Below are 11,983 nucleotides of genomic sequence, written 5' to 3'. Positions count from 1 at the left end.
TTTAATTAATTAGCAGTATATTTGCACCCGCTTATTTGCAAAAATAGGTTTCAAATATTTTTAAAATAATTAATTAAAGGTTACGCTATGTACGCAATTGTAGAGATAGCAGGGCAGCAATTCAAAGTTGCAAAAGACCAAAAAGTATTTGTACACCGTCTAGCAGGAGAAGAAGGAGACAAAGTTTCTTTTGATAAAGTACTTCTTGCAGCAGACGGAGACAAAGTTACTCTAGGCGCCCCGGCTATAGAAGGAGCTCAAGTAGGAGCAAAAATTACCAGACACCTAAAAGGTGATAAAGTTATTGTTTTCAAAAAGAAAAGACGTAAAGGATATCGAGTTAAGAATGGTCACCGCCAGTATCTTACCGAGATTGTAATAGAAGACATTGTAACTTCAGGAGCTAAAAAAGCTGCACCAAAGGCTGAAACTAAAAAAGTAGAGCCAAAAACAGAAAAACAAACTAAAGCTTCTGCGCCAAAAGCAGAAACGGTAGCTGATGATTTAGATACTAAAACAGTAGCTGAATTAAAAGAACTAGCTAAAGCTAAAGGAATTTCTGGTATTTCTTCAATGAAGAAAGCAGATTTGATCGAAGCGTTACAAGCAAAATAAAAATAGCAGGTAATACTGTAGTATTAACAATATAAAACCCAAAGAAAATGGCTCATAAAAAAGGAGTTGGTAGTTCTAAAAATGGTAGAGAATCAGAATCGAAACGTCTAGGTGTTAAGATTTTTGGTGGTCAAGCTGCCGTTGCAGGTAATATCATTGTAAGACAAAGAGGAACTGCTCATAAACCCGGAGAAAATGTTTATGCCGGAAAAGACCACACTTTACATGCAAAAGTAGATGGTATTGTAAAATTTACTAAAAAGAAAGACAATAAATCATATGTTTCTATAGTGCCTTTTGAAGCATAAATATATTTCTTTCTATTCTTATAGGAAAACCCTTTTTCATCATGAAAAAGGGTTTTTTGGTTTCCGAAATATTATAATTGAATTAAAGTTTCTTAATTATATATTAAAAATTAACATTTTTTAATAAGTAGTTCTATTTTTAATAAACACTTTAAAAACATAATAATTATGAAAAAACTAACAGTATGTACTTTGTTATCGGCTTCAATTCTATTTTCTAGTTGTTTAGGGTCTTTTTCCGCATTTAATGGCCTAAGAGATTGGAACGATGGATTAACAGACAGTAAGTTCTTAGATAACCTTATTTTTTGGGTCTTAAATATCATTCCTGTTTATGGTTTGTTTTTTGTCGGAGATGTTATCATATTTAATGTAATAGAGTTCTGGAGTGGATCTAATCCATTGGCAATGAACGAAGGAGATATCGAAACACAAATCGTAGAAAAAGATGGAAATACTTTTGAAATGACTGCTACAAAAAACAGATTTCAGATCAAAGTATTAGAAGGAGATAGAAAGGGAGAAAAGCTAGATTTAGTATACAGTCCATCAAATAAATCATGGAGTGCTATAAAACCAAATGGAGAGGTTATTAAACTATCTTCTTTTGAAAATGGATTTTATGTAATGCATTTACCAAATGGAGAAGATGTAAAAATTGATCCAACAACATCAAGAAATGAAGGTTTAGCACTTATTCAAAATAAGATAGCATCTTATGAGAATTGTCTATTGGCTGAATCTAATTAAATTATTTAATCACAATATTCTTTATAAAAAAACACCCTTTTGCAAGTGCAAAAGGGTGTTTTTTTTATGATTTCAAAGTAATAGTAGAATATTCTACTATTACTTAAAATATATTTAGTATCTGTAATAATCAGGCTTGAAAGGTCCTTCTACAGTTACACCAATATATTCTGCCTGATCTGGTCTTAGGGTTTCTAATTCTACTCCCAGACGTGCCAAATGTAATTCTGCTACTTTTTCATCAAGATGCTTAGGTAGCATATACACTTCATTTTTATAATTTTCAGAATTGTTCCATAACTCTATTTGAGCCAAGGTTTGATTTGTAAACGAATTACTCATAACAAAGCTAGGGTGCCCTGTCGCACAACCAAGGTTTACCAAACGCCCTTCAGCAAGTATGATGATATCTTTACCATCAATTGTATATTTATCTACTTGCGGCTTGATTTCATCTTTAGTATTTCCGTAGTTTTCGTTTAGCCATGCCATATCGATTTCATTATCAAAATGACCAATATTACAAACGATAGCTTTATCCTTAAGGGCTTTAAAATGCTCTCCTCTTACAATATCTTTATTACCTGTAGTTGTAATCACTACATCTGCATTACCAACTATAGTATCTAATTTTTTTACTTCGTAACCGTCCATAGCAGCTTGCAAAGCACAGATAGGATCAATCTCGGTAACTGTTACTATAGATCCTGCTCCTCTAAAAGAAGCGGCAGTACCTTTACCTACATCACCATATCCGCATACTACTACACGTTTACCGGCTAGCATAGTATCTGTAGCTCTACGGATAGCATCTACAGCGCTTTCTCTACATCCGTATTTGTTATCAAATTTAGATTTTGTAACAGAGTCGTTTACATTGATAGCTGGCATTGGTAATGTACCATTTTTCATTCTTTCATATAAACGATGTACACCTGTTGTAGTTTCTTCAGATAATCCATTAATGTCTTTTACCAACTCTGGGTATTTGTCTAGTACCATATTGGTAAGATCTCCACCGTCATCAAGGATCATGTTAAGTGGTTTTCTATCTTCACCAAAAAATAAAGTTTGTTCGATACACCAGTCAAACTCTTCTTCATTCATTCCTTTCCATGCATAAACAGGTATTCCGGCATCAGCAATAGCGGCAGCTGCTTGGTCTTGAGTAGAAAAAATATTACAAGAACTCCACGTCACCTCTGCTCCTAGTGCTACTAGTGTTTCAATTAATACGGCAGTTTGTATTGTCATATGTAAACACCCTGCAATACGTGCGCCTTTCAAAGGTTGTTCATCTTTATATTCTTCACGAAGAGACATAAGTCCCGGCATTTCTGCTTCTGCTAATTCGATTTCTTTTCTTCCCCAAGAGGCTAAAGAAATATCTTTAACTTTATAAGGAACATAAGGTACTGTTTTGGTACTCATAGCTTTTTATTTTATGTTTATGAAGTGCTTTTTGGTATTTGGCACTAAATTGTTCTAAATTCGTTTTGTAAAGGATAAAATCCTTTTAAGTTTGCAAAGGTACACAATAACTTTAAGACTATAAATGCCTCTTTATAAAACTATAACACCAAATAATACCACTACCGTATTAATATGGAAGATAAATGAATCTTATGAAGATTTGTGTGAAGGAATAACACTAACAGAATATTGTCAAAACAGAGTAGATAATATGAAATCCGAAATGCATCGCAAGGGTTTTATGAGTGTTCGTCATTTGCTAGCTATTTTTGGATATACAGATCATGATCTCTATTATGATGAATTTGGTAAACCACATCTCAAAGATGGTAATCAAATTTCTATTACACATTCTTATGAATTTGTAGGAGTGATTGTAAGTGATAAACCTGTTGGTATTGATATAGAAAAACAAAGAGAAAAAATTAATAAAATCGCTCATAAGTTTACAAATCAAGGAGAAAATGAATATATGCATGATTTGAATCTTGACGAAACCAGAGCTTTGACTATAATATGGGGAGCAAAAGAATCACTATACAAGCTATATGCTACAGCAGGTCTTAGTTTTAAAGACCATATTTATATCTCTCAATTTAGTTTAAAAATCCCTATTATATATGGAGCTATTTTCTATCAGGAAAAAAAGAGTGAATATGAAATGAGTTTTGTAGAGTTTGAAGGGTTTACATGTGTATATGTATTGCCTGCTTCTTGATGTCCTTGATTTATCTTTGTAGTATTTAATTATAATTAACTTAGAATAATGCAAATTTCTGTAGAGTTAACCCTAACCCCTCTTCAAAATGATTTTGAAGATCATATTATACTTTTTATAAAAAAACTTCGAGCATCAGAGTTTACTGTTTTAGAAAATCCATTAAGTACCCAAGTCTATGGAGAATATGATAAAGTGATGCCTTTTTTAACAAAAGAGATTAAAAACGCATTCGGTAATATGGATCATGTTTTGGTATATATGAAAATGGTAAAGAGTAATAGAAGTGATTATGAACCAAATTTTTGATTTTTTCTTTGCTCAATATTCAACGTATGCACTTCTTGATATTGTACTAGAAATTACAGCTGTTATTTTTGGATTATTGAGTGTGTATTTTGCAAAAGCAAACCGTATATGGGTGTATCCTACCGGTATGATCAGTACATCTATATATGTGTACTTGCTTTTAAAATGGTCATTGTTGGGGGATATGATGATTAATGGATACTATTTTGTTATGAGTGTTTATGGTTGGTTTATTTGGACACGAAAAATAAATGACAAACAAGTAACTCCCATCTCTATAACGACATCTCAAGAAAAAAAAATAAGTACAACAATCTTTATTGCTACTTTGTTTTTTGTTTATCTGGTATATACTATTTTTGATAAGTGGAAAGATTGGACAGCTTACATTGATACGCTGACAACAGCAATATTCTTTGTGGGGATGTGGCTAATGGCAAGAAGAAAGATAGAAAACTGGATTTTTTGGATTATAGGTGATATTATATCTGTACCATTGTACTTTTATAAAGGATTTACATTTACTAGTTTTCAATATGTATTATTCACCATATTAGCAGTCTTAGGATATCTAGAATGGAAGAAAAGCTTAAACAACAAACCGGTAACTGTATAAAAGTAGTGCTTTTTGGTCCTGAATCAACAGGAAAGACAACACTGAGTAAACAGCTGGCAGCTTACTACAAAACAGAGTGGGTTCCAGAGTTTGCCAGAGAATATTTGCAGAAAAAATGGGATGCTACAAAAGAAATATGTAGTTATGATGATCTTATTCTAATTGCAGAAGGACAGATGGAGCTAGAAAATCAAGCGCTGAAAAAAGCAAATAAAGTATTGATTTGTGATACTGATCTTTTAGAAACTAAAGTCTATTCTGAAGTATATTTTAATAATTTGGTGCATCCTGATTTAGATAAGTTTTCAATAGAGAATACTTATGATTTGTATTTGTTGACTTATATTGATACCCCATGGATGCCGGATGATCTAAGAGACAAACCAGATGAGCGAGAAAAGATGTTTGACGCTTTTAAAAAAGCTTTAGATGATCATAATCGCCCTTATATTATAATAAAAGGAGATAGAAAATCTCGTTTAGAAACAGCTGTTAAGGCAATTAACCAATTAATAAAAACATAGTAAAGTGAATATAACAGACAAGGATATCAAACTTATCAAGTCAAAAGGATTAACTATTGATAAGGTGCTTTCGCAGATTGAGATTTTTAAAACAGAAATTCCATTTGTATCACTACGTAGTGCAGCAACTCTAGATAATGGAATCCTCAAAATCTCTGAGCATTATCAAACAGAACTGATTAAGCTATATGAATCTAGGTTAGAAAATCTGGATACGATTAAATTTGTTCCTGCTTCGGGTGCGGCGACACGCATGTTCAAAGATCTGTTTCGGTTTTTGGATAATTATAATTTTGAGAAAGAAAGCTTAAATTCATATACAAACCATGAAAAAGCGAATGCGATAAGACTTTTCTTAATAGGTCTGGAGAAATTTCCGTTTTACGAAACTGTAATGAAGAAGGTAAAGTCTGCCTATCCAAAATTCGAATCACTTTCTGAAGGAAGACAACTCTACATCTTTGTCGAGATGATGTTAAAAGAAAAAGGATTGAATTTTGGGGATTTCCCAAAAGGACTTCTTCCGTTTCATAAATATTCTGATAGTGTTTCTACTTCTTTTGAAGAGCACTTGTATGAAGCTGCCGGATATAATAAAAATCTTGATGGAGAATCTAAACTTCATTTTACAATTTCAAAAAATCATTTAGAAGGGTTTAAAGAAGAATTTGAAAGAATAAAAAAGAAGGTAGAAGAAAAAACAAATACAAAATTTGATATTACCTATTCATTTCAGAAGCCTGAAACCGATACTATAGCAGTAGATGAAGATAATGAACCTTTTAGAAAAGAAGACGGGTCGTTATTTTTCAGACCGGGAGGACACGGAGCACTTATAGAAAACCTCAATGATCTAGATGCAGATATTATTTATATCAAAAATATAGATAATGTGGTAGTTCGTAAATATCAAGATGAAGTATCAGGGTATAAAAAAGTATTAGCAGGTAAACTTATAGAAATTCAAGACGAAGTATTTAGAATACTAAATGCGATAGATCAACAACAACCTACCGAAGCAGAGTTGAAAGACATCAAAAAGTTTTTGGTACAACAGCTTAATGTTACTTTGCCATTGGATTTTGACAAATTTTCAGACCAATATAAAATTGAATTTTTGAGATCATCATTGAACCGCCCTATACGAGTATGTGGTATGGTAATCAATGAAGGAGAGCCTGGAGGAGGCCCTTTTTGGATCAAAAATGAAAATGGAAGATTAGTGCTTCAAATTATCGAATCGCCTCAGATTGATAAAGCAGACCGTAGACAAGAAGAAATTTTGAACAGTGCAACTCATTTTAATCCGGTAGATTTGATTTGTGGAGTACGAGATTATCATGGTAACAAGTTTAATCTGTTAGATTTTGTAGATCCTGATGCAGGATTTATTACTCAAAAAACATTGAATGGGAAAGTTCTTAAAGCTCTAGAGTTACCCGGATTATGGAATGGAGCTATGTCAAATTGGATTAGTGTTTTTATAGAAGTACCATTAACCACATTTAACCCTGTAAAAACGGTCAACGATTTATTAAAATCTGCACACCAGGTAAAACTCTTTTCGTGAATACTTCAATCATCATAAAAGAAGTAATATATAAAGCTGTAAGAAGTTCTGGTGCAGGAGGACAACATGTAAATAAAGTGTCTTCAAAAGTAGAACTGAGTTTTGATATTTTGGCTTCGCAAGGCCTTACTGATGAAGAAAAGCTTTTGCTAAGCCAAAAATTATCATCGCGACTTACCAAATCAGGGACTCTTATTTTACAATGTAGTGATCACAGAAGCCAACATCGCAATAAAGAATTAGTGATAAAAAGACTTTTTGAAGTTTTAAAGACTAATTTACATATCCCCAAGAAGCGAAAATCGACAAGACCTTCAAGAGCAGCTGTCAAAAAACGTTTAGAACAAAAACAAAGACAGTCCACAAAAAAAGCAAACCGTAGAAAACCATTATTTTAAAAAACATCATAAAAACGTGTAATATTTCTACACATTTTTGATTTAATCTACAATTTCTTAACATATTTTATTAATACCTTGAAAATGTAAAACGCTTATTTATAGTGTTTTATGGTTAAAATGGTAAAATCCTTTGTTTTGGAACAATTATTACTATTAGGTAGATAAGGTAATTTTATCAATAACCCGATGAAAAAGATACCAATGATAATAGCAATTGTAGTAAGTATATTTTCAGCTCAAGGTGTTGCTGGTCAGGATGATGACTTGGCATCGATAGAAGATGGATATGATGTATGGGATTATGAGTATGAGCAGCAAGAATATACAGAAATTAATATTGTAGAGTTGCCACTTTCTGTACAAGAGTTGGCGGCAAAAGATTACAGAAATTTGAGAATAGTAAAAGCATATATGTCTAAAGATAATACATACAAGATTATTTTTAAAGACGATAACGATAACACAAAAGTTGTATTTGCAAGCGCTAATGGTGAATGGATAACGCCAAACGACAATAAATCTTAAATCTAGGGGTAGAAAAAGGATATCGTTTTGCAACCAAGGACGATATAAAGTTGTTTAGTGCTAAAAAAGAGACTCAATCCCAAGGGTCTCTTTTTTTATGTTTTTATTTTTACTAAACATTTTAAATTGTAATTTTATAATATTAGTTTACTATAAAAATTTGTTTTGTATATCAATTTTATTTGAAAAACCGTTATTGATCATAGCTATACTTGTTGTCCTAAATTTTATTATTAGCTTTTTGAGTATGTGCTATTTCAGGTTTTGGAATGATAAAATACTTTTGACAAAAGTAGCGTGCCGAGATCAATTCGAGGTATGCAGAACAATTATTATTAAATCTTGTTGATCACAAATTATTAGAATTATGTCTAAAATACTTATAGTCGAAGACGATGTTGCTTTTTGTACAATGCTGAAGACTTTTTTAGAAAAGAAAGAATATGATGTTTCTACTGCTTTTTCAGGTAACGAAGCTGTTCCTAAAATAAAGAAAGAGACTTTTGATATAGTATTAACAGATGTACGACTACCGGATACAGATGGTATTATTTTATTAGAAGAAATTTTAAAACAAAATCCTACGACCCAGGTGATCATTATGACTGGGTACGCAGAGATTAATATGGCGGTTAATGCAATTAAACAAGGGGCTTTTGATTATGTGTCCAAACCGTTTAATCCGGATAGGATATTGCAAACGATAGATAAAGCCTTGAATGAAAAAGGAACAAAGACAGTAACACCTGAAAAAGAAACAAAAACAAAGGCTTCTACAACAACCAAAAAAACGAATGTTAATACATCTTTTGTAAGAGGGGTTAGTGATGCTTCAAAAAAATTAAACGAATATGTTGCGCTTGTAGCACCTACTAAAATGTCTGTTTTGGTTATCGGAGATAGCGGGACAGGAAAAGAATATGTAGCAAGTAGTATTCATAAAGCAAGTAAAAGAGCAGACAAACCTTTTGTTGCTGTAGACTGTGGTGCAATACCCAAAGAAATAGCTTCTAGTGAGTTTTTTGGACATATAAAAGGATCATTTACAGGTGCCGTAAATGATAAAGTAGGGCATTTTGAAGCAGCAAATGGTGGTACTCTTTTTCTTGATGAAATAGGTAATTTGAGCTACGAATTACAAGTCCAATTATTAAGAGCGTTACAGGAAAGAAAAGTGAAACCTGTTGGAAGCAATAAAGAGATAGAAGTAGATATCAGAGTTATTGTTGCAACTAATGAGGATTTGAGTCATGCGGTAAAAGAAGGTGATTTTAGAGAAGATTTATATCATAGACTTAATGAGTTTTCTATCAAAGTACCTCCATTAAAGGATAGAATCGAAGATTTAATGCTCTTTGCAAATCATTTTCTTGAAGAGTCCAACACAGAATTAGAAAAACATGTTGTAGGGTTTACAGACGAAGTTTTAGAAGCATTCAAAAAGTATAATTGGCCGGGTAACCTAAGAGAATTGAAAAATATAGTAAAGCGCTCTGTTCTGCTTACTCAGGTCGATATGATTACATTAGATATTTTACCAAATGATATTGCATATGCGTCACATAACGCAAAACAAACTTATGGTTTATTTAAAAATCAAAACGAGCAGGAGTTGATTTTAGATGCATTAGAAAAAGCAAACGGTAATAAAGCTAAAGCAGCAAGGATGCTTGCTATAGATCGAAAAACACTATATAATAAATTAAAACAGTACGATATCAGTCTTTAGTTTTCGACTTTTAATTTGTGTATCAGGTCTTCAATTTTAAGGATTCCTAAATTTGTGAGTTGTATTAATGTGTTATTATCAATATCATATTGATCAGGGTTTTCTAATTTTACTAAAATAGAAACTACATCTTTTGCTCTTATTTGTTTAAACATAGGCAACATCTTATGTGCCATCTTTTTAATGTGAAGAGTGTCTTTTTGTTCTACATATATTTTCAAATCTTTTATGTTTTCAATAGTGCTTTCATAAAAAGTATCCAGTATGGCATATAGAGAATCAGAGTCACCCTGAGCAAAAATCATAAGATCATTTAATGAATACTCTTCATCTCCTTCATTTTCGAGATCTACAGCTTTATTTTGATGCTCATAAGTTGATATGCTAAAGTTTAATAACGAAGCAATTAAATCGATCAATGCCTTTGGAGCATATGGCTTTTGTAAACTGCCAGAAAACCCTGCGTTTTGGTATTCTGAAGCAGAAGCATCAGTTCTTCCTGATAAAGCAATAACAGGTAAGTGATTTAATTTTAGGTCATTTTTTATGGCATGTATCAAACCAAATCCGTCCATTTTTGGCATTTGTATATCTGTAAGTACAAGATCATAAGTATGCTTTTTGAGCAAGTCTACAGCTTCTGCTCCATTTTCACACACATCATAAGATAATCCTGCCAGAGACGCTACCTCGCTAGTTAATGCAATTTGACTTTCGTCATCATCGACAATAAGTACTTTTTTGTCAAAAAAGCTTTGTATTTCTTGATTATCAGCTTCTTCAGTTGGTGAAGACTCAGAAAGTTTAATAGGAATATAAAAAGTAAACTCACTTCCTTTTCCGGGTTCACTATTCAAGTCAATTTTACCGTTAAGCAATTTGATTATTTTTTTGGTAATCGCAAGCCCAAGTCCAAATCCACCATATTTTTTCTCTGTACTGTCATCACCTTGAGAGAATTCTTCAAAAATATGTTGCTGCTGCTCTTTTGTAATCCCTATTCCGGTATCTTTTACAGAAATAACCAAATGTTTCTCAGACAACCCATTTACCGTTACTTTACTATCGATAATGATTGAACCACGATTCGTAAACTTGTAAGCATTATTGACAAGATTTGTTAGAATTTGTTTAACTCTAAAAGGGTCTCCAAGATATTGCTGATTTAGGTTCTCATCATTAATCACCTTAATATCCAAATTCTTTTTGTCATTAAGCGGAATCACACTGGCGATCGTATTATCAATTAATTTCTTTGGAGAAAAAGGAAGCTCTTCAATAACCATTTTACCTGCTTCCAGCTTTGATAAATCCAAAAGATCATTTACAAGGTGAAGAATATAGTCGGATGATTTTTTAAGATGATCTAAATAGTGTTTTTGTTTATTATCTAACCCTGTTCGCTCTAAAAGATCAGAATATCCTATTACTGTATTTAACGGAGAACGCAGATCATGTGTTACAGTATTGATTAGTGATTCTCTTGCTTTTAATAAAGACTCTGTATATATTTTTTCAGCTTCGAGTTCATTACGATACTTTTGACTTTTAGAAATGTCTTTAGTGATTAAAAAAAGAAAAATAATAGCAATCAATACACTAATAGCGGCAATGACTACAATAATCTCAGACGTATTATTCAACATTTGATTAGAAGCTTCTAACCGTGCAAAGTATTGGTTACGTTCATTACGTTCTATTGCGGCAAGTAAGTCTCTAAGTTGTTTGGTAATGATCTGATCATTCTTAAGAAGATTGTTTTCTTTTACAGAAATTTCTCGTTTATATTTTCGATCTTTTTGTTCTAATTCTGCCAAAACTTGTCGTACAGAAGTAGCCAAAGAATCTACGGTTTGATTAGTAAGTCGCTCGGCATTATCTTTTTTGGTGTATTCTAGAATGTTGATCAGTGCTTTTCTGGTTCTTGGATCGTATTTTTTGAATCGTTTTTCATAATTCGTATACCCACTTCCGAAACTCTTATTTACTTTCTCTAGCTCATCTATTGCAGATTCATATAAACCTTTTTGTTTACGTTGTTCATATATTTTGATGAGTTCTTCGAGGTTTTTATTTTTACGATCTACCAAGAATTTGATACTATCGATTTTTTTGGTTTGAAGGGTGTCATCAGAGATTTCAGATACTTTATTGATCGTTTTTAATATCGTATCAATTTTTATTTTATAAGTTTTAAATTTTCTTACATCCGAAGTTTGAATGATGTTTCGAGTCAGGCTTTCTGCCTCATACAATCCGGTGATTGCTTCTCCCACAAGAAAAAGCTTCTCGTTGTTTTCGTTTTTGATCTCTGCAATTTGGGTGTAATTATTTAATTGCTTGTAAATTACCCAAAAAGCGGTTACAGCAATCAAACCGGCAACAATATATCCTGCTATAATCTTAAAAGTAACTGACCTCTTTGTATTCTTCATATCAACATCA

Annotated in this window: 13 protein-coding genes; 11 read left to right on the top strand and 2 right to left on the bottom strand. The window is 32.2% G+C overall.

Going from position 1 to position 11,983, the window contains the following annotated elements; translation table 11 throughout:
• Positions 1 to 87: 87 nt before the first annotated feature.
• The 3 genes from rplU to FHK87_RS08350 all read left to right on the top strand — a co-directional run bounded on the left by rplU (position 88) and on the right by FHK87_RS08350 (position 1,673).
• Positions 88 to 615: a 50S ribosomal protein L21 gene (rplU, locus tag FHK87_RS08360; RefSeq protein WP_140592225.1), complete on the top strand. Its 528-nt coding sequence runs from the start codon at positions 88 to 90 to the stop codon at positions 613 to 615.
• Between the two features lie 47 nt (positions 616 to 662).
• Entirely contained in the window at positions 663 to 923 is a 261-nt protein-coding gene (gene rpmA / locus FHK87_RS08355) for a 50S ribosomal protein L27 (protein WP_073318462.1), read from the top strand.
• Positions 924 to 1,091: 168 nt separating this feature from the next.
• The gene (locus FHK87_RS08350) at positions 1,092 to 1,673 is read left to right on the top strand and encodes a DUF3332 domain-containing protein (RefSeq protein WP_140592224.1); all 582 of its coding nucleotides are present in this window, start codon (positions 1,092 to 1,094) and stop codon (positions 1,671 to 1,673) included.
• A gap of 114 nt (positions 1,674 to 1,787) precedes the next feature.
• On the opposite strand, the gene ahcY is transcribed toward FHK87_RS08350, so the two are convergent.
• Positions 1,788 to 3,104, bottom strand: a complete 1,317-nt coding sequence (ahcY, locus tag FHK87_RS08345) for an adenosylhomocysteinase (protein ID WP_140592223.1) — start codon at positions 3,102 to 3,104, stop codon at positions 1,788 to 1,790.
• A 124-nt stretch (positions 3,105 to 3,228) separates the two neighbouring features.
• On the opposite strand from ahcY, the gene FHK87_RS08340 reads away from it, so the two are divergent.
• The 8 genes from FHK87_RS08340 (at position 3,229) to FHK87_RS08305 (ending at position 9,538) form a co-directional block, all read left to right on the top strand.
• Positions 3,229 to 3,864, top strand: a complete 636-nt coding sequence (locus FHK87_RS08340) for a 4'-phosphopantetheinyl transferase family protein (RefSeq protein WP_140592222.1) — start codon at positions 3,229 to 3,231, stop codon at positions 3,862 to 3,864.
• A gap of 48 nt (positions 3,865 to 3,912) precedes the next feature.
• Positions 3,913 to 4,173, top strand: coding sequence for a hypothetical protein (locus tag FHK87_RS08335; protein ID WP_140592221.1), 261 nt, complete (start codon positions 3,913 to 3,915; stop codon positions 4,171 to 4,173).
• On the top strand, positions 4,157 to 4,789 hold the full coding sequence (pnuC, locus tag FHK87_RS08330) for a nicotinamide riboside transporter PnuC (protein ID WP_140592220.1): 633 nt from the start codon (positions 4,157 to 4,159) through the stop codon (positions 4,787 to 4,789). Before FHK87_RS08335 ends, pnuC begins: the two co-directional genes overlap by 17 nt.
• Positions 4,750 to 5,313 carry an AAA family ATPase gene (locus FHK87_RS08325; protein ID WP_140592219.1) on the top strand — a complete coding sequence of 188 codons (564 nt, stop codon included), beginning with the start codon at positions 4,750 to 4,752 and terminating at the stop codon, positions 5,311 to 5,313. Before pnuC ends, FHK87_RS08325 begins: the two co-directional genes overlap by 40 nt.
• A gap of 4 nt (positions 5,314 to 5,317) precedes the next feature.
• Positions 5,318 to 6,883, top strand: coding sequence for a DUF4301 family protein (locus tag FHK87_RS08320; RefSeq protein WP_140592218.1), 1,566 nt, complete (start codon positions 5,318 to 5,320; stop codon positions 6,881 to 6,883).
• Positions 6,880 to 7,281 carry an alternative ribosome rescue aminoacyl-tRNA hydrolase ArfB gene (gene arfB / locus FHK87_RS08315; RefSeq protein WP_140592217.1) on the top strand — a complete coding sequence of 134 codons (402 nt, stop codon included), beginning with the start codon at positions 6,880 to 6,882 and terminating at the stop codon, positions 7,279 to 7,281. Before FHK87_RS08320 ends, arfB begins: the two co-directional genes overlap by 4 nt.
• A 189-nt stretch (positions 7,282 to 7,470) precedes the next feature.
• On the top strand, positions 7,471 to 7,809 hold the full coding sequence (locus FHK87_RS08310; protein ID WP_140592216.1) for a hypothetical protein: 339 nt from the start codon (positions 7,471 to 7,473) through the stop codon (positions 7,807 to 7,809).
• 367 nt (positions 7,810 to 8,176) lie between these two features.
• Positions 8,177 to 9,538, top strand: a complete 1,362-nt coding sequence (locus FHK87_RS08305) for a sigma-54-dependent transcriptional regulator (RefSeq protein ID WP_226294151.1) — start codon at positions 8,177 to 8,179, stop codon at positions 9,536 to 9,538.
• Here the strand turns inward: FHK87_RS08305 and FHK87_RS08300 are convergent.
• The gene (locus FHK87_RS08300) at positions 9,535 to 11,973 is read right to left on the bottom strand and encodes an ATP-binding protein (RefSeq protein WP_140592214.1); all 2,439 of its coding nucleotides are present in this window, start codon (positions 11,971 to 11,973) and stop codon (positions 9,535 to 9,537) included. The genes FHK87_RS08305 and FHK87_RS08300 overlap by 4 nt on opposite strands.
• Between the last annotated feature and the right edge of the window lie 10 nt (positions 11,974 to 11,983).

It is taken from the genome of Aquimarina algicola, from assembly GCF_006443095.1.
Taxonomy (GTDB): Bacteria; Bacteroidota; Bacteroidia; order Flavobacteriales; family Flavobacteriaceae; genus Aquimarina; species Aquimarina algicola.
The sequence above is the reverse complement of the archived record's forward strand: the minus strand, read 5'-3'. Positions and strand labels throughout refer to the sequence as shown.

Excerpts from the sequence above, each read along its gene's own strand:
- FHK87_RS08325 (WP_140592219.1), top strand. The coding sequence starts at position 4,750 with ATGGAAGAAAAGCTTAAACAACAAACCGGTAACTGTATAAAAGTAGTG.
- FHK87_RS08335 (WP_140592221.1), top strand. The coding sequence starts at position 3,913 with ATGCAAATTTCTGTAGAGTTAACCCTAACCCCTCTTCAAAATGATTTT.
- FHK87_RS08300 (WP_140592214.1), bottom strand. The coding sequence starts at position 11,973 with ATGAAGAATACAAAGAGGTCAGTTACTTTTAAGATTATAGCAGGATAT.
- rplU (WP_140592225.1), top strand. The coding sequence starts at position 88 with ATGTACGCAATTGTAGAGATAGCAGGGCAGCAATTCAAAGTTGCAAAA.
- FHK87_RS08340 (WP_140592222.1), top strand. The coding sequence starts at position 3,229 with ATGCCTCTTTATAAAACTATAACACCAAATAATACCACTACCGTATTA.
- rpmA (WP_073318462.1), top strand. The coding sequence starts at position 663 with ATGGCTCATAAAAAAGGAGTTGGTAGTTCTAAAAATGGTAGAGAATCA.
- FHK87_RS08305 (WP_226294151.1), top strand. The coding sequence starts at position 8,177 with ATGTCTAAAATACTTATAGTCGAAGACGATGTTGCTTTTTGTACAATG.
- pnuC (WP_140592220.1), top strand. The coding sequence starts at position 4,157 with ATGAACCAAATTTTTGATTTTTTCTTTGCTCAATATTCAACGTATGCA.
- FHK87_RS08350 (WP_140592224.1), top strand. The coding sequence starts at position 1,092 with ATGAAAAAACTAACAGTATGTACTTTGTTATCGGCTTCAATTCTATTT.
- ahcY (WP_140592223.1), bottom strand. The coding sequence starts at position 3,104 with ATGAGTACCAAAACAGTACCTTATGTTCCTTATAAAGTTAAAGATATT.
- FHK87_RS08310 (WP_140592216.1), top strand. The coding sequence starts at position 7,471 with ATGAAAAAGATACCAATGATAATAGCAATTGTAGTAAGTATATTTTCA.